We start from the raw sequence: 15,617 nt of genomic DNA, 5'->3' as shown, positions 1-15,617 counted from the left end.
CGTCCAGCCCGTGAGACACCGGATGAGATCGCGCCGTGCCCCCGCCGTTCCCCCCGCCGTTCCCCCGCCGAGCTGCTCGAACGGGTGGGCGGGGCGCGGGCGGCCCGGACGGCGGGCCGGGGCACCCGATCGGGCGCGTTAGTCTGACTGTCAGCCCACGATCCGGAGTTCCAGGTGCCCTCCTCCACCCGTCTTCCCCGCAACCCCGTCGACGCGGAGGACGTGCGCGACCGCGTCAACGCCGCGCTCGGCGCGTTCATGGCGGAGCAGACCGCCCTGCTCTCCGGCGTCTCCGGGCAGCTGGGGCCGGTCGCCGACGCGCTGCGCGACTTCCTGCTGGACGGCGGCAAGCGGCTGCGTCCGGCGTTCTGCTACTGGGGGTGGCGGGCGGCCGGCGGCGCCGCGGACGAGCCCGGCGTCGAGCGGGCCGCGGCCGCGCTGGAACTGCTGCAGGCCAGCGCCCTGGTGCACGACGACCTGATGGACCGCAGCGACACCCGGCGCGGCCTGCCGGCCGTCCACCGGCGCTTCGAGAACCTGCACCGGGCCAGCGGCTGGCGCGGCGACCGCGAGCAGTACGGGGCCTCCGCCGCGGTGCTGCTCGGCGACCTGCTGCTGATCTGGTGCGACGAGCTGTTCCACCGCTCGGGGCTGCCGGCGGCGGCGGTCTCGGCCGCGAAGCCCGCCTTCGACCTGATGCGCACCGAGGTGATGCTCGGCCAGTACCTGGACGTGCTGGAGCCGGTCGCCGGGGACTCCGCCGACGCCGGGGCGCTCGACCGGGCCCGGACGGTGCTGCACTACAAGTCCGCGAAGTACACCATCGAGCGGCCGCTCCAGGTCGGCGCGCTGCTGGCCGGCGCCGGTCCCGGCCTGGTGGACGCCCTGGGCTCGTTCGGCCTGCCGCTCGGCGAGGCGTTCCAGCTCCGCGACGACCTGCTCGGCGTCTTCGGCGACCCGGCCGTCACCGGCAAGCCCGCCGGGGACGACCTGCGCGAGGGCAAGCGCACCCTGCTGGTCGCGCACGCCATGCGCGGCCTGTCCGCCGCCGACGCCCACCGCCTGGACGTCCGGCTCGGCGCCCCGGACCTCACCCCGGACGAGATCGCCGACCTGGGCGCGCTGATCACCCGCAGCGGCGCCCCGGCGGCCGTCGAGGCCCGGATCGACGCGCTGCTCGCCGAGTCGCTGGCCGCGCTGGCCGCCGCCCCGCTGGCCGACGAGGCCGCCCGCGAGGCGCTCGGGGAGCTGGCCGGCGCGGCGACCGTCCGCGCGTACTGACGGGGCGTCAGGCCGGGCGGCGCCACCGGCGGGCGGCCAGCGCGGCCAGCGCCGCCCCGCCCGCGTTCAGCAGCACGTCGTCGACCGAGGAGACCCGGTCCAGCCGCAGCACGTACTGGGCGGTCTCCACCAGCACCGAGCAGGCCGCGCCGAGCAGCAGCACCCGGCGCACGGAGGCCAGTGCGGTGAACCGCACCGGGGCGAAGAAGCCGAGCGCGGCGAAGACCAGCATGTTGCCGACGATCTGCGCCACCGCGGTGGCGGGCGGTCCGGCGCCGACGATCTCCGCGATGTCGTGCAGCGGCACCAGGTTGACCCGGCGGCGCGGACCGCCCGGGTCGGCGCCGGGCAGCAGGATCATCCACACCCAGGGCAGCGTCCCGTAGACCATGCCGACCTCGGCCAGCGCCGACCGCCGCGCCCACCCGGGCCCGACCCCGGCCGCCCGCCGCCGCGCGGCCAGCGCCCACACCGCCAGGGCGGCCACCGGCAGCGCCGCCGCGGTCAGGAAGACGACGCCGTTGACGGTGCCGACCCAGCCGTGCCACCCGGCGCGGCGGCCGAGCGGCCGCTGGGCGAGGAACGCGACGGCGGCCGCGCCGAGCAGCGCGGGCACGAGCAGGGCGGCCCGGCGGGCGCGCCGGGCGGCGGGTGCGGTGGACTCCATGCCCGCACGGAGTGCGAACCCGGGCCGCCCGGTTCCCGGCCGGGGCTACCGCAGTCGGCGGGCCAGTGCGGCGGCGGCCGCGCCCGGGTCCTCGGCGGCGGTGATCGCGCGGACCACCACGACCCGGCTCGCACCCGCGTCCAGGACCTGCTGGAGGTTGCCGAGGTCGATGCCGCCGATGGCGAACCAGGGGCGCTCGGGCCGGGCCGCGGCGGCGTACCGGACCAGGTCGAGCCCGGGCGCGTGGCGGCCGGGCTTGGTGGGGGTGGGCCAGACCGGGCCGGTGCAGAAGTAGTCGACGCCGGGTTCGGCGAGCGCGGTGTCGACCTCGTCCTCGGCGTGGCAGGAGCGCCCGATCAGCACGTCCTCGCCGAGGATGCGGCGGGCGACGGGCACCGGCAGGTCGTCCTGGCCGAGGTGCAGCACGTCGGGCCGGGCGCCGTACGCGACGTCGGCCCGGTCGTTGACGGCGAGCAGCTTGCCGTGCCGCCGGGCCGCGTCCGCGAACACCTCCAGGTGCGCCAGCTCCTGCTTGGCCTCCAGGCCCTTGTCGCGGAGCTGGACGATGTCGACGCCGCCCGCCAGCACCGCGTCCAGGAACTCGGGCAGGTCGCCCTGCTCCCGGCGGGCGTCGGTGCAGAGGTAGAGCCGGGCGTCCGCCAGTCGCCGACGGGCCGTCACAGGGCCAGGGCCTGGGCGCGGCGCTTGACCTCGGTGCCGCGGTTCTCCCGCAGGGCCTGGATGGGGGTGCCGGGGAGGGACTCGTCCTCGGTGAACATCCACTCCAGGATCTCCTCGTCGGAGAAGCCGCAGTCGCGGAGCACCGTGAGGGTGCTGACCAGGTGCTTGACCGGGCCGTCGTCCTCGATGAAGTCGGCGGGGACCTGCAGGGAGTTGTTCGCGCCGCGCCGGACGGCCAGCAGGGTGCGGGCGCGCACCATGTCGCGGATCTCGGTGATCACCACCCCCCACCGCTCGGCGATGTCGGGCAGGTACACCCACGCGGGGACCAGGGCGTCAGTCTTGGGATCAATCGTGCTCACGGCCCCAGCCTACCCAGCTACTGGGCGGCGGCCGCCTTCAGCGGGACGGCCGGGTCGGCGGCGCGGGCCGGGTCGAGCACCGTGGCGCGCTCGACCAGCCGGCGGCCCTGGGCGAGGTCGCGGGGGCGGTCGACGGCGAGGAGCGCGACGAGCGCGACGTCGCGCAGCCAGAGCACCGTCCAGGCGGGGTCGGACGGGGAGCCGCGCCAGAGCAGGTGGTCGGCCCCGGCGTGCCGGCCGGCGTACTGGACGGTGCGGCCGAACTGCTCGGACCAGAAGTACGGGACGGGGTCGTAGGGGGCGTCCAGGGTGCCGAGGACCGAGGCGGCGACGGCCCCGCCGGAGTGCAGGGCGTGGTCCCAGTGCTGGACGGCGAGCCGGGTGCCGAACCGGGCGGACGGGTAGGAGACGCAGTCGCCGGCCGCCCAGACGCCGGGCAGCGCGGTGCGCAGCCGGTCGTCGACGGGGACGGTGCCCCCGGGGTCGAGGGCGAGCGGGCCGCCGGCCAGCCAGTCGGTGGCGGGGCGGGCGCCGACGCCGACCACGACCTCGTCGGCGGGCAGGTGGGTGCCGTCGGCGAGCAGCACCCCGCCGTCGGCGGCCCCGGCGACGGTGGCGCCGCGGCGCAGGTCGACGCCGGCGGCGGCGTACCAGTCGGCCATCAGGGCGCCGAGTTCGGCGGGCAGCGCGCCGGGCAGCGGGGTGGCGGCGGCCTCGACGACGGTGACCTCGCAGCCGAGGGCGCGGGCGACGGTGGCGGTCTCGGCGCCGATCCAGCCCGCGCCGACCAGCACGATCCGGCGGCCGGGGGTGAGCGCGGCGCGCAGCGCGAGGGCGTCATCGACGGTGCGCAGGGTGCGGGCGGCGGGCAGGCCGGGGAGGGTGCGCGGTCCGGCGCCGGTGGCGATCACCAGGGCGTCGTAGCGCAGTTCGCCGCGGTCGGTGCGCAGGACGCCGTCGTCGAGGCCGGTGGCGCGGCGGTCGGCGAGGAGGTCGACGTCCAGTCCGGCCCAGTCGATCTCGAAGGTGGTCCGGTCGGCCTTGCCGAGCAGGACGTCCTTGGAGAGCGGGGGGCGGTCGTAGGGCGGGTGGGGTTCGTCGCCGAGCAGGGCGATCGGGCCCCGCCAGCCGCCCTGCCGGAGGTTGAGCGCGGCCTGCGCGCCCGCCATGCCCGCCCCGACCACGACGGCCCGGTCCGTTGTCCTCAGCTCAGCCACGGCGTCCACCCTACCGAGCGGGGTCCGCCGCGGGCAGGCGTCTTCGGGGCGGAATCGGCGCGGCGTTAAGGTGGAGGGGAGTCACTTGATCACGGGAGCCCGGCGCACCGGGCTGAGAGGCGGGCTGCGGCGGCCCGCGACCGTCCGAACCTGATCCGGGTCATGCCGGCGAAGGGAGAAGAAGCCGCTGTGGCACATTCCGACGTGCTCGTGGTCGGCGGGGGGATCATCGGTCTGGGCGTGGCCTGGCGGACCGCGCAGCGCGGCCTGTCGGTGGCGGTGGTGGACCCGTCGCCGGGCGGCGGGGCGGTGCGGGTCGCCGCGGGCATGCTCGCCCCGGTGACCGAACTGCAGTACGGCGAGGAGCCGTTGCTGCGGCTGGGGGTGGCGTCCAACGAGCGGTACGCGGCGTTCACGGCCGAGCTGACCGAGCTGACGGGGCTGGACACCGGCTACCGGGCGACCGGCACGCTGGCGGTCGCGCTGGACGCCGACGACCGGGCCGAGCTGCGCGAACTGCACGCCTTCCAGGCCCGGTTGGGCCTGTCCTCGGAGTGGCTGACCGGCCGCGAGTGCCGCCGGCTGGAGCCGATGCTGGCGCCGGGGGTGCGCGGCGGCCTGCACGTCGCCGACGACCACCAGGTGGACGGCCGCCGGCTGGCCGCGGCGCTGGTGGCGGCCTGCGAGCGGCTCGGGGTGGTCTTCCACCGGGCCGCGGCCGCCGAGTTGCTGACCGGTGGGCACCCGGGCGCGGCCCGGGCCACCGGCGTCCGGCTGTCGACCGGCGCGGAGCTGTCCGCCGGGTGCACGGTGCTGGCCGCGGGCCCGCGCAGCCACCTGCTGCCGGGCCTGCCGGACGGGGTGCTGCCGGCGATCCGCCCGGTCAAGGGCCAGGTGCTGCGGCTGCGCGTGCCGCCCCGGTACGCGCCGTTCCTGTCCCGCAACGTCCGCGCGGTGGTGCGCGGGCAGCACATCTACCTGGTGCCGCGCGCCGACGGCGAACTGGTGGTCGGCGCGACCACCGAGGAGCAGGGCCACGACACCACCGTGACGGCCGGCGGGGTGTACGAGCTGCTCCGGGACGCCCACGAACTGGTGCCCGGCATCACCGAGTTGGAGCTGGTGGAGACGGGCGCGGGGCTGCGGCCGGGCTCCCCCGACAACGCGCCGCTGCTCGGCCCGACCGCGCTGCCCGGGCTGGCCGCCGCCACCGGGCACTACCGCAACGGCGTGCTGCTCACCCCGGTCACCGCCGACCTGCTCGCCGACTACCTGGCCACCGGCGAACTGCCCGCCCTGGCCGCCGACTTCACCCCCCGCCGCTTCCGCACCGAGGTCCCCGCATGAACCGCATCACCCTGACCGTCAACGGCGCGCCCCGCACGGTGCCCGCCGCCACCACCCTCGACACCGTGGTCGCCGAGGTGTCGGCCGCCCCCACCGGGATCGCCGCCGCCGTCAACGAGGCGGTGGTGCCCCGCGGTTCGTGGGCCGCCACGGTGCTCGGCGCGGGCGACCGGGTCGAGATCCTCACCGCCGTCCAGGGGGGCTGACCGATGGCGGACGACGTGCTCACCATCGCCGGCACCGCGTTCGGCTCCCGCCTGATCATGGGCACCGGCGGCGCGCCGAGCCTGGACGTGCTGGAGCAGGCCCTGCTGGCCTCCGGCACCGAGCTGACCACGGTGGCGATGCGCCGGGTCGACACCGCCACCCGGGGCTCGGTACTGGACGTGCTGGCCCGCAACCGCATCCGGGTGCTGCCGAACACGGCGGGCTGCTACACCGCAGGCGAGGCCGTGCTGACCGCCCGGTTGGCCCGCGAGGCGCTCGGCACCGACTGGGTCAAGCTGGAGGTGATCGCCGACGAGCGGACCCTGCTGCCCGACCCGATCGAGCTGCTGGACGCCGCCGAGACCCTGGTGGACGACGGCTTCACCGTGCTGCCGTACACCAACGACGACCCGGTGCTGGCCCGGAAGCTGGAGGACGTCGGCTGCGCGGCGATCATGCCGCTGGGCTCGCCGATCGGCTCCGGCCTGGGCATCCGCAACCCGCACAACTTCCAGCTGATCGTGGAGGCCGCGGGCGTCCCGGTGGTGCTGGACGCGGGTGCGGGCACCGCCAGCGACGTCGCCCTGGCGATGGAGCTGGGCTGCTCGGCGGTGATGCTGGCGTCCGCCGTCACCCGGGCCCAGGAGCCGGTCCTGATGGCGGGGGCGATGCGCCACGCCGTCGAGGCCGGCCGGCTCGCCCACCGGGCCGGCCGGATCCCCCGCCGCTACTACGCCGAGGCGTCCTCCCCCACCGGCGGCCTCGCCGACACCCGCGAGCGCCCCGCCTTCTGACCCCCCGCCGAACCGCCCGCCCCCTACACTCCTCTGGTGGACATGACCATCGACGATCCCCTGTACGGCGTGCTGCTGGACGGCCGGTACCGGGTCGAGCAGCGGATCGCCGTCGGTGGCATGTCGACGGTGTACCGGGGGACGGACACCCGGCTGGACCGGACGGTCGCGCTGAAGGTGATGCACCCCTCGCTGGTGGGGGACGCCGACTTCACGGCCCGTTTCATCCGGGAGGCGAAGGCGGTCGCCCGCCTGGCCCACCCGAACGTGGTGAACGTGCTGGACCAGGGCGCGGACCCGCACGCGGTGTTCATGGCGATGGAGTACGTCCCCGGCCGGAACCTGCGGGACGTGCTGCACGACCGCGGGGCGCTGTCGGTGCGGGCCGCGCTGGACGTGCTGGAGCCGGTGCTGGCGGCGCTGGGCGCGGCGCACCGGGCCGGGCTGGTGCACCGGGACGTGAAGCCGGAGAACGTGCTGATCACCGACAACGGCCTGGTGAAGGTCGCCGACTTCGGCCTGGTCCGGCTGCTGACCGGCCAGGACAGCGGGTCCAGCACCACCCAGGCCGGCCAACTGCTGGGCAGCGTCTCGTACTTGGCGCCGGAGCAGATCCGCCAGGACGCGGACACCGACCAGCGGGTGGACGTGTACGCGGCCGGCATCCTGCTGTACGAGACGCTGACCGGCGCGAAGCCGCACACCGGCGAGAACGCCGCCCAGGTGATGTACCGCCACCTGCACGAGGACGTCCCGCCGCCCTCGCGGACCGCGCCCGCGGTGGGCCCGGAGCTGGACGCGATAGTGGCGGCGGCGACCGCCCGCGACCCGCTGGCCCGGCCGTGGGACGCGGTGGAGCTGCTGGCCGCGCTGCAGCGGGCCCGCCGGGCGCTGTCCGCCGCGCAATTGGACGCGGAGCCGCCCGCCTCGAACCGGCCGACCCCGCTGTTCAACCCGGGCGAGGCGACGGCGGTGATCCCGGCCCCGGGCGGCCTGGAGCGCACCAGCGTGCTGGACGTCCCGCCGGAGCTGCTGCTGCCGCCCCGCCCGCCGGCGGAGGCCGCCCCGGGCCGCCGGGCCGCGCGCCGGGCCGCCCGGCCGCCGCGCGGGCGCAAGCCGCTGATCTGGTCGGCGGTGCTGGCGGCGCTGCTGCTGGTGGTCGGCGGGGTGACGTACACGCTGTCGAGCGCGGTGTACGCGACGGTGCCGAGCGTGCTGGGGCAGAGCCGGGAGCAGGCGTCCGCGATCCTCGACCGGCAGGGGCTGCACGGGGCGTTCAGCGAGCAGTTCAGCGAGTCGGTGCAGGCCGGGCAGGTGATCTCGACCGACCCGGGGGTGGGCGCGAAGGTCCGCAAGAGCGACGACGTCCGGGTGCTGCTCTCCCGGGGCCCGGAGCGGGTCGCCGTCCCGGACCTGGCGGGCCGCCCGCAGGCGGAGGCCGCGAAGGCGCTGGCCGACGCCCGGCTGACGGCGGGCACCGTCACGGAGCAGTTCAGTGACACGGTGCCGAAGGGCGCGGTGATCGCCGCGGACCCGTCGGCGGGCGGGCGGCTGTCGCCGAACTCGCCGGTGGCGCTGACCGTCTCCAAGGGCATGCACCTGGTGCCGGACGTCGGCGGCATGAGCAAGGAGGACGCCGTGCAGGCGCTCCAGGCCGAGGGCTTCACGGCGCAGGTGGCCGGCCTGATCCCGCTCGGCAAGGTGACCGGCCAGTCCCCGGCGGCGGGGACGCCGCGCCCGCAGAAGTCCGCGGTGACCATCACCGTCAGCCTGTTCTGAGCGCCCTGCGGGGCCTCAGCGCAGCGGGCCCTCGCCGGGCTGCTCCTGGTAGGAGTAGCGCTGCTCGTGCCAGGGGTCGGCGAGGTTGTGGTAGCCGCGTTCCTCCCAGAAACCGCGCCGGTCGGCCCGCATGTACTCGACGGCGCGCACCCACTTGGGGCCCTTCCAGGCGTACAGGCGGGGCACCACCAGCCGGACCGGGAAGCCGTGTTCGAGGGTGAGCGGCTCGCCGTCGTGGTGGGTGGCGAACACGGTGGCCGGGTCGGCGAGGTCGGCGAGCCGCAGGTTGGCGCTGTAGCCGTACTCGGCCCAGACCATCACGTGGGTGACGGCCGGGTCGGGCGGCACCAGGTCGAGGACGGTCCGCCCGGCGACGCCGCTCCACTCGTTGTCGAGCATGGAGAACTTGGTGACGCAGTGGAAGTCGCCGCGGACGGTGGTCCGGGGCAGCGTGCGGAAGGCGGTGAAGTCCCAGCTGGTCTTCTCCGCGTCGGCGGTGGCGCCGAACACCTGGAAGTCCCAGCTCTGCGGTTTGAACCGGGGCACCGGGCCGTAGTGCAGGACGGGCCAGCCGAGCTGTCGGCGCTGGCCCGGGGGGAGCCTCGGATCGGACGGCGGCGGCGGTTCCGATTCGTGCTGACCCATGTCCCCCATGGTGACAGACGGCGGGCGCGGAACCGCGCGCGCCCCCGCCGCACGCCCCGCGCGGAAATCCGCTCCACCGGAGGGGGGCAACACGGTGCGAATCCGCGCAGGCGTTCGGGCCAGATACCCCCGAATGGCGCAATGTTTCAGGAATAACCGCAGGTCAGCGCGGTGCGAAGGCGAGAAAAACACCCGTTCCGGTGCCGCCTGTAAGCGTGAACTTACTGGAAGCGCACCCGTTCAACTGCCACGATGCGGGCAACCGGGCACCCACCGGAAATTACCCGTACGGAAGGCACGCCATGCAGGGCGATCCCGAGGTCATCGAGTTCCTCAACGAGCAGTTGACCGCCGAGCTGACCGCGATCAACCAGTACTTCCTGCACGCGAAGATGCAGGAGAACTTCGGCTGGACCAAGCTCGCGAAGTACACCCGGCACGAGTCCTTCGACGAGATGAAGCACGCCGAGGTGCTGACCGACCGGATCCTCTTCCTGGAGGGCCTGCCGAACTACCAGCGGCTGTTCCACGTCCGGATCGGGCAGACCGTCAAGGAGATGTTCGAGGCCGACCGGCAGGTCGAGGTCGAGGCGATCGACCGCCTGAAGCGGGGCATCGTGGTGATGCGCGCCAAGAACGACGTCACCTCGGCGAACATCTTCGAGGGCATCCTCGCCGACGAGGAGCACCACATCGACTACCTCGACACCCAGCTGGAACTGCTGGAGAAGCTCGGCGAGGCGCTGTACATCGCGCAGCTGATCGAACAGCCCGAGGGCAGCTGAGCCCGGGAGCGGCCGGGTAGCCCGGTCAGGCGGCCCGCGGGGCGCCCGGGTCGGGCTCGGCCAGGCCGAGTCGCGCGGCCAGCCGGGCCGTCGGGCAGGGGCGGGCGCCGTGCTCGCCGAGCAGCGCCTGGATGCGCCGCACGCAGGAGCCGCAGTCGGTGCCGGCCCGGCAGCCCTGGGCTATCTGCCGCGGGGTGGTCGCGCCCGCGTCGATCTCCTGCTTGACCTGGGCCTCGGTGACCGCGTGGCACATGCACACGTACATGTGCGGCCCCTTCCACGGTTGGTGCGGTTTACTGAGCCTTACCTTACCTGCTGCTCCGGGTACGAAAAAGGCCCCTCCGTCCCGGATCACCCGGAAGCGGAGGGGCCTTCGTCACATCGGACCCTCAGGTCACCGGCGCCTCACTGGCCGCGGTACATCTCGGCGACCAGGAAGGCCAGGTCCAGCGACTGGCTGCGGTTGAGCCGCGGGTCGCAGGCCGTCTCGTAGCGCTGGTGCAGGTCGTCGACCAGCACCTCGTCGCCGCCGCCGACGCACTCGGTGACGTCGTCGCCGGTCAGCTCGACGTGGATGCCGCCCGGGTGGGTGCCGAGCGCGCGGTGCACCTCGAAGAAGCCCCGGACCTCGTCCAGCACGTCGTCGAAGCGGCGGGTCTTGTGGCCGCTGGACGCCTCGAAGGTGTTGCCGTGCATCGGGTCGGTGATCCACACCACCTGGGCGCCGGACGCGGTGACCTTCTCCACCAGGGTGGGCAGGTGCTCGCGGATCTTGCCCGCGCCCATCCGGGTGATGAAGGTGAGCCGGCCGGGCTCGCGCTCCGGGTCGAGCCGGTCGATCAGGGTCAGCGCGTCGTCGACCGTGGTGGTCGGGCCGAGCTTGACGCCGATCGGGTTGCGGATCTTCGACGCGAACTCGATGTGCGCGTGGTCGAGCTGCCTGGTCCGCTCGCCGATCCACACCATGTGGCCGGAGACGTCGTACAGCTCGCCGGTGCGCGAGTCGGTGCGGGTCAGCGCCGTCTCGTAGTCCAGGATCAGCGCCTCGTGCGAGGAGAAGAACTCGACCGTCCTGAACTCCTCCGGGGCCACCCCGCAGGCGTTCATGAAGGCCAGCGCCTGGTCGATCTCCCGGGCCAGCTGCTCGTAGCGCTGCCCCGCCGGGGAGTTGCGCACGAAGTCCTGGTTCCAGGCGTGCACCTGGCGCAGGTCGGCGTAGCCGCCGGTGGTGAAGGCGCGCACCAGGTTGAGCGTCGCCGCGGAGGCGTTGTACATCCGCTTCAGGCGCTCCGGGTCCGGGATGCGGGACTCGGGGGTGAACTCGAAGCCGTTGACCGAGTCGCCGCGGTACACCGGCAGGGTGACGCCGTCCCGGGTCTCGGTGTTCTTCGAGCGCGGCTTGGAGTACTGGCCGGCGATCCGGCCGACCTTCACCACCGGCACCGAGGCCGCGTAGGTGAGCACCGCGGCCATCTGGAGCAGGGTCTTCAGCTTGTTGCGGATCTGGTCGGCCGACACGGCGTCGAACGCCTCGGCGCAGTCACCGCCCTGGAGCAGGAAGGCCTCACCGCGCGCCACGGCAGCGAGCCGGGCGCGCAGCTGGTCGCACTCGCCGGCGAAGACGAGCGGCGGATAGGAGGCCAGCTCCGCAAGGGTCTTGCGCAGAGCCTCTTGATCCGGCCATTCGGGCTGCTGCGCCGCGGGCAGGGACTGCCAGGAGTGGTTAGTCACGGTCACAGGGCCAAGGCTACGGGGTGCGTGGAGCGGATTGCGGCTTCCGCCCGCTGGGTGAGACGAGTCGTGGACATCTCCCCGTGCCGCCCGCGGGTGGGCTAGGGTCTCCCCCGTGACCGCGCCGCACACCTTCTCCTGGTGGTGGGCCAGCCCGTTGGGCGGCCCACGGATCGCGCGTCCCTAGCTGACGAACGACGGCCGCCCCTCGGGGCGGCCGTCGGCGTGTGTGCAGCGTCACGGCCCTCCCGGACCCGGCGGAACCCCCGCAGCAACTCCCGGAAGGAACACCGCAGTCGTGACCACCACCCGCACCGCCGACCTGCTCGCCCGGCTCACCGCGCCCGGCGCCCCGGCCTTCGCCCTGCTGCACCGCCGCGCGCCGCGGCTCGCCCCGGACACCGTCGAGCTGCTGCTCGGCACCGTCTCCGACCACGACACCCTGGCCGACCTGCCGGTCCGCGCCGGCGTCCCGGCCGGCGGCCCGCGGCACGACCTGCTCGCGCTCGTCCCGTACGCGCAGATCCGCGAGCGCGGCTTCGCGGCCCGCCAGGACGGCACCCCGCTGCGGGCGCTGGCCGTCGAGGAACAGCACGCGCTGCCGCTGGCCGAGGTGCTGGCGGCGCTCCCGGACGCGCCGGTGGAGCTGCGCGGCGGGGAGTTCGACCTCGACGACGACGCGTACGCGGGCATCGTCCGGCGGGTGATCGAGGACGAGATCGGGCGCGGTGAGGGCGCCAACTTCGTGATCCGGCGCGACTTCCGGGCCGAGCTGGCCGGGTACTCCACCGCGACCGCGCTGACCCTGTTCCGCCGCCTGCTGGAGCACGAGCGCGGCGCGTACTGGACCTTCCTGGTGCACGCCGGCGACCGGGTGCTGGTCGGCGCCTCCCCGGAGGTGCACGTGCGGCAGTCCGGCGGCACCGTGGTGATGAACCCGATCTCCGGCACCTACCGCTATCCGGCCACCGGCCCCACCGCCGGGTCGCTGCTCGAATTCCTCCACGACCCCAAGGAGTTGGAGGAGCTGACCATGGTGGTCGACGAGGAGCTGAAGATGATGTGCGCGGTCGGCGACCTCGGCGGGCAGGTGCTCGGCCCCCGGCTCAAGGAGATGTCGCACCTCGCGCACACCGAGTACGAGCTGCGCGGCCGCACCTCGCTGGACGTCCGCGAGGTGCTCCGGGAGACGATGTTCGCCGCCACCGTCACCGGCAGCCCGGTGCAGAACGCCACCCGGGTGATCGACCGGTACGAGCGCGGCGGGCGCGGCTACTACTCGGGCGCGCTCGCGCTGATCGGCCGCTCGGCCGGCGGCGGCCAGCAGCTGGACTCGCCGATCTGCATCCGGACCGCCGACATCGACCCCGCGGACGGCTCGCTGGTGGTCCGGGTCGGCGCCACCCTGGTCCGGCACTCCGACCCGTACGCGGAGGTCGCCGAGACGCACGCCAAGGCCGCCGGGGTGCTGGCCGCGATCGGCGCCCGCCCGGCCCGGCCCGGCGGGGCGAACGCGCCCCGGCCCCGGCTCGCCGAGGACCACCGGGTGCAGGCCGCGCTGGACGCCCGCCGGGCCGGGCTGGCCCCGTTCTGGCTGCGGATGCAGCAGCCCGCCGCGCCGCTCGGCGCCGAGGCGCACGTGCTGGTGGTCGACGGCGAGGACACCTTCACGGCGATGCTGGGCCACCTGCTGCGCTCGCTCGGCCACACCGTCGAGGTGCTCCGGCACGACCTGCCCGGCCTGCGCGAACGGGTCGCCGCGCACCCCGGCCCGCTGGTGCTCGGCCCCGGCCCCGGCGACCCCGCCGACCCGGCCGACGCCAAGATGGCCCGGCTGCGCCCGATCGCCGCCGACGCGCTGGCCGCCGTCCGCTCCGGGGCCCGCACCGCGCCGCTGCTCGCGGTCTGCCTCGGCCACCAGCTGCTGTCCGCGCAGCTCGGCCTGGAGCTGGCCCGCAAGGCCGTGCCGTACCAGGGCGCCCAGGAGGCGATCGACCTGTTCGGCACCCGGCGGACCGTCGGCTTCTACAACACCTTCACCGCCCGCTGCGACGACGCGGCGGCCGCCCGGCTGGCCGCCGAGGGCGTCGAGCTGGCCCGGGACGCCGCCACCGGCGACGTGCACGCCCTGCGCGGCCCGGGCTTCGCCGGCCTCCAGTTCCACCCCGAGTCGGTGCTCACCCGCGAGGGCGTGCAGATCGTCGCCGACCTGCTGCGCACCGCCGCGGCCGCCCGGCCCTGACGGGCCGTCAGCCCAGTTCCTCGTCCAGCCCCTGCTCGATGGCGTAGCGCACCAGCTCCACCCGGTTGTGGAGCTGGAGCTTGCCCAGGGTGTTCTGGACGTGGTTCTGCACGGTGCGGTGCGAGAGCACCAGGCGGTCGGCGATCTGCCGGTACGACAGGCCCTTGGCGACCAGTCGCAGCACCTCGGTCTCCCGGGGCGTGAGCTGCGGGGCGGCGGGCCGGGCGGGGGTGCCGGGCTCGGTGGCGAGCCGGCGGAACTCGCCGAGCACCAGACCGGCCAGGCCGGGGGTGAAGACCGGGTCGCCGGCCGCGGTGCGGCGGACGGCGTCGATCAGCTCCTCCCGGCCGGCCGACTTCAGCAGGTAGCCGGTCGCGCCGGCCTTCACCGCCTCCAGCACGTCGGCGTGCTCGCCGCTCGCGGACAGCACCAGCACCCGCACCGCCGGGTCGGCGGCCACCACCCGGCGGCACACCTCCGCGCCGGGCAGCGCGGGCAGGTTGAGGTCCAGCAGCACCACCTGCGGACCGCTGGCCCGGGCCCGGCGGACCGCCTCCTCGCCGTCCCCGGCGGTGGCGACCACCGCGAACCCGGCCTCGGCCAGGTCCCGGGCCACGCCCTCGCGCCACATCGGGTGGTCGTCGACCACCATCACCCGGACGGTCAGGTCCTCCGTCACGCGCCCCTCCTCGGCCATCGCAGTTCCACCTCGACGCCCTCCCCGGGCACCGAGTACAGCTCGGCGGTGCCGCCGAGGTCGAGCATCCGGCCGCGGATCGACTGGGCCACCCCGAGCCGGCCGTCGGCCTGCGCCTGGGCGAGCCGCCCGGACGGGAAGCCGGGGCCGTCGTCACGGACCGAGACGGTGACCGCCTCCGGTTCGTCCTCGACCAGGACCCAGGCCCGGGCGCCCTCCCCCGCGTGCCGGCGGACGTTGTCCAGCGCGGCGGCGGCCGCCGCGGCCAGCTCGGCCGCCGCCGGGCCGGGCAGCAGCACCGGCGTGGCGGGCGCGGAGACGGTGATCCGCTCGTCGGCGTGCCGGGCCAGCAGGGCCCGCAGGTCCGCCTCGGCGGCGTCCTGCTCGGGCAGCCGGGCGCCGGTCATCAGGGCCCGCAGCGCCCGCTCCTGCTCGCCCGCCAGCCGGCCCAGCTCGGCGGCGTCGCCCTGCCGGCGGTGGACCAGGGCGAGCACCTGCAGGACGCCGTCGTGGATGTCCCGGGAGAGCCGCTCGCGCTCCCGGGTGGCGGCCTCCACCTGGAGCGCCCGGGTGAGCACCGCCTCGCTGGCCCGGGCCAGTTCGATGACGTAGCCGATCGCGCAGCCCGCCACCAGCAGCAGCACGATGTTGTGCACGTTGTCGGCGGTGGTGCCGCCGTGGCCGAGGATGTTGGCGGCGCCGATCAGGCCGCCGGCGAACGCGGCGGCCCGCCAGCCGCCCTTGCCGGCGAAGCCGAGCACGGTGCCGGCCGCCCAGATGGTCGGCAGGGTGGGCGCGCCGGCGTGGATCCGGGCGGCGGTGTCGGCGAAGCCGCTCAACCCGATGCCGGTCAGGGTGAACGCCAGGTCGGTGCCGAGCACCGGCCAGGTGCACCGGTCGGGACCGGCGAAGGCCCGGGTGGAGGCCAGCGTCCACAGCGTCAGCGCGCCGAGGTAGATCCAGCCGGAGACCGGGTGCGCGAACTCGTGGAAGGAGGCCAGGTAGCGCAGCACCGCGTAGGACAGCGCGAGCACCCGGAAGTAGCCCATGGCGCGCCACAGCGGCAGTTCGACCGACATGCCGCCGGCCGCGACCGCGGCGGGCGCGGCCGGGCCGCCGACCGGCTCCCCGGCCCGGGCCGGGGCCCGGCCCGGCACCGCGACGGTTCCACGCTCCTTCACC

Annotated in this window: 16 protein-coding genes and 1 riboswitch; of the genes, 7 read left to right on the top strand and 9 right to left on the bottom strand. The window is 75.3% G+C overall.

Going from position 1 to position 15,617, the window contains the following annotated elements:
* Positions 1-174: 174 nt before the first annotated feature.
* Positions 175-1,281 (top strand): polyprenyl synthetase family protein, encoded by a 1,107-nt coding sequence (locus ACIQBJ_RS17350; protein WP_400710254.1) that lies wholly within the window; start codon positions 175-177, stop codon positions 1,279-1,281.
* A gap of 7 nt (positions 1,282-1,288) precedes the next feature.
* Here ACIQBJ_RS17350 and ACIQBJ_RS17345 read toward each other — a convergent pair whose 3' ends face one another.
* Genes ACIQBJ_RS17345 through ACIQBJ_RS17330 form a run of 4 tightly spaced genes read right to left on the bottom strand, consistent with a single transcriptional unit; the run spans position 1,289 to position 4,217 of the window.
* Positions 1,289-1,948 (bottom strand): VanZ family protein, encoded by a 660-nt coding sequence (locus ACIQBJ_RS17345; protein WP_400710251.1) that lies wholly within the window; start codon positions 1,946-1,948, stop codon positions 1,289-1,291.
* Between the two features lie 45 nt (positions 1,949-1,993).
* Positions 1,994-2,629 carry a thiamine phosphate synthase gene (thiE, locus tag ACIQBJ_RS17340; RefSeq protein WP_400710248.1) on the bottom strand — a complete coding sequence of 212 codons (636 nt, stop codon included), beginning with the start codon at positions 2,627-2,629 and terminating at the stop codon, positions 1,994-1,996.
* On the bottom strand, positions 2,626-2,991 hold the full coding sequence (locus tag ACIQBJ_RS17335) for an Rv2175c family DNA-binding protein (RefSeq protein ID WP_400710245.1): 366 nt from the start codon (positions 2,989-2,991) through the stop codon (positions 2,626-2,628). The genes thiE and ACIQBJ_RS17335 overlap by 4 nt, the downstream gene beginning before the upstream one ends.
* 17 nt (positions 2,992-3,008) lie before the next feature.
* Positions 3,009-4,217, bottom strand: coding sequence for an NAD(P)/FAD-dependent oxidoreductase (locus ACIQBJ_RS17330; RefSeq protein ID WP_400710242.1), 1,209 nt, complete (start codon positions 4,215-4,217; stop codon positions 3,009-3,011).
* Positions 4,218-4,289: 72 nt separating this feature from the next.
* Positions 4,290-4,402, top strand: a riboswitch (TPP riboswitch).
* Here ACIQBJ_RS17330 and thiO point away from each other — a divergent pair.
* The 4 genes from thiO (at position 4,371) to pknB (ending at position 8,335) form a co-directional block, all read left to right on the top strand.
* The gene (thiO, locus tag ACIQBJ_RS17325; RefSeq protein WP_400710239.1) at positions 4,371-5,555 is read left to right on the top strand and encodes a glycine oxidase ThiO; all 1,185 of its coding nucleotides are present in this window, start codon (positions 4,371-4,373) and stop codon (positions 5,553-5,555) included. (Overlaps the previous riboswitch by 32 nt.)
* A complete protein-coding gene (gene thiS / locus ACIQBJ_RS17320; RefSeq protein ID WP_400710236.1) occupies positions 5,552-5,761 on the top strand; it encodes a sulfur carrier protein ThiS in 210 nt (69 codons plus the stop codon). The genes thiO and thiS overlap by 4 nt, the downstream gene beginning before the upstream one ends.
* A 3-nt stretch (positions 5,762-5,764) precedes the next feature.
* Positions 5,765-6,556, top strand: coding sequence for a thiazole synthase (locus tag ACIQBJ_RS17315; RefSeq protein ID WP_400710233.1), 792 nt, complete (start codon positions 5,765-5,767; stop codon positions 6,554-6,556).
* Between the two features lie 42 nt (positions 6,557-6,598).
* Positions 6,599-8,335, top strand: a complete 1,737-nt coding sequence (gene pknB, locus ACIQBJ_RS17310) for a Stk1 family PASTA domain-containing Ser/Thr kinase (RefSeq protein WP_400711341.1) — start codon at positions 6,599-6,601, stop codon at positions 8,333-8,335.
* Positions 8,336-8,350: 15 nt separating this feature from the next.
* Here pknB and ACIQBJ_RS17305 read toward each other — a convergent pair whose 3' ends face one another.
* Entirely contained in the window at positions 8,351-8,989 is a 639-nt protein-coding gene (locus ACIQBJ_RS17305; protein ID WP_400710230.1) for a molybdopterin-dependent oxidoreductase, read from the bottom strand.
* Positions 8,990-9,282: 293 nt separating this feature from the next.
* Here ACIQBJ_RS17305 and bfr point away from each other — a divergent pair, with 293 nt between their 5' ends.
* A complete protein-coding gene (gene bfr / locus ACIQBJ_RS17300; RefSeq protein ID WP_400710227.1) occupies positions 9,283-9,765 on the top strand; it encodes a bacterioferritin in 483 nt (160 codons plus the stop codon).
* Positions 9,766-9,790: 25 nt separating this feature from the next.
* Here bfr and ACIQBJ_RS17295 read toward each other — a convergent pair whose 3' ends face one another.
* Together ACIQBJ_RS17295 and ACIQBJ_RS17290 are read right to left on the bottom strand one after the other, a co-directional pair.
* Positions 9,791-10,030 (bottom strand): bacterioferritin-associated ferredoxin, encoded by a 240-nt coding sequence (locus tag ACIQBJ_RS17295; RefSeq protein WP_400710224.1) that lies wholly within the window; start codon positions 10,028-10,030, stop codon positions 9,791-9,793.
* Positions 10,031-10,170: 140 nt separating this feature from the next.
* Positions 10,171-11,502, bottom strand: a complete 1,332-nt coding sequence (locus ACIQBJ_RS17290; protein WP_400710221.1) for a class II 3-deoxy-7-phosphoheptulonate synthase — start codon at positions 11,500-11,502, stop codon at positions 10,171-10,173.
* 292 nt (positions 11,503-11,794) lie between these two features.
* Between ACIQBJ_RS17290 and ACIQBJ_RS17285 the strand changes: the two genes are divergently transcribed.
* The gene (locus ACIQBJ_RS17285; RefSeq protein WP_400710218.1) at positions 11,795-13,738 is read left to right on the top strand and encodes an anthranilate synthase family protein; all 1,944 of its coding nucleotides are present in this window, start codon (positions 11,795-11,797) and stop codon (positions 13,736-13,738) included.
* 7 nt (positions 13,739-13,745) lie between these two features.
* On the opposite strand, the gene ACIQBJ_RS17280 is transcribed toward ACIQBJ_RS17285, so the two are convergent.
* Positions 13,746-14,435 (bottom strand): response regulator, encoded by a 690-nt coding sequence (locus ACIQBJ_RS17280; RefSeq protein ID WP_400710215.1) that lies wholly within the window; start codon positions 14,433-14,435, stop codon positions 13,746-13,748.
* Complete coding sequence (macS, locus tag ACIQBJ_RS17275) at positions 14,414-15,514, bottom strand: MacS family sensor histidine kinase (RefSeq protein WP_400711338.1); 1,101 nt, start codon at positions 15,512-15,514, stop codon at positions 14,414-14,416. Before macS ends, ACIQBJ_RS17280 begins: the two co-directional genes overlap by 22 nt.
* Positions 15,515-15,617: the final 103 nt, after the last annotated feature.

Source organism: Kitasatospora sp. NPDC088391 (genome assembly GCF_044753345.1).
In the GTDB taxonomy this organism is placed as follows: Bacteria; Actinomycetota; Actinomycetes; order Streptomycetales; family Streptomycetaceae; genus Kitasatospora.
The sequence above is the reverse complement of the archived record's forward strand: the minus strand, read 5'-3'. Positions and strand labels throughout refer to the sequence as shown.

Coding starts and splice junctions, on each gene's coding strand:
- ACIQBJ_RS17345 (WP_400710251.1), bottom strand. CDS start 1,948: ATGGAGTCCACCGCACCCGCCGCCCGGCGCGCCCGCCGGGCCGCCCTG.
- thiO (WP_400710239.1), top strand. CDS start 4,371: ATGCCGGCGAAGGGAGAAGAAGCCGCTGTGGCACATTCCGACGTGCTC.
- thiS (WP_400710236.1), top strand. CDS start 5,552: ATGAACCGCATCACCCTGACCGTCAACGGCGCGCCCCGCACGGTGCCC.
- ACIQBJ_RS17315 (WP_400710233.1), top strand. CDS start 5,765: ATGGCGGACGACGTGCTCACCATCGCCGGCACCGCGTTCGGCTCCCGC.
- pknB (WP_400711341.1), top strand. CDS start 6,599: ATGACCATCGACGATCCCCTGTACGGCGTGCTGCTGGACGGCCGGTAC.
- ACIQBJ_RS17305 (WP_400710230.1), bottom strand. CDS start 8,989: ATGGGGGACATGGGTCAGCACGAATCGGAACCGCCGCCGCCGTCCGAT.
- bfr (WP_400710227.1), top strand. CDS start 9,283: ATGCAGGGCGATCCCGAGGTCATCGAGTTCCTCAACGAGCAGTTGACC.
- ACIQBJ_RS17295 (WP_400710224.1), bottom strand. CDS start 10,030: ATGTACGTGTGCATGTGCCACGCGGTCACCGAGGCCCAGGTCAAGCAG.
- ACIQBJ_RS17280 (WP_400710215.1), bottom strand. CDS start 14,435: ATGGCCGAGGAGGGGCGCGTGACGGAGGACCTGACCGTCCGGGTGATG.
- macS (WP_400711338.1), bottom strand. CDS start 15,514: ATGTCGGTCGAACTGCCGCTGTGGCGCGCCATGGGCTACTTCCGGGTG.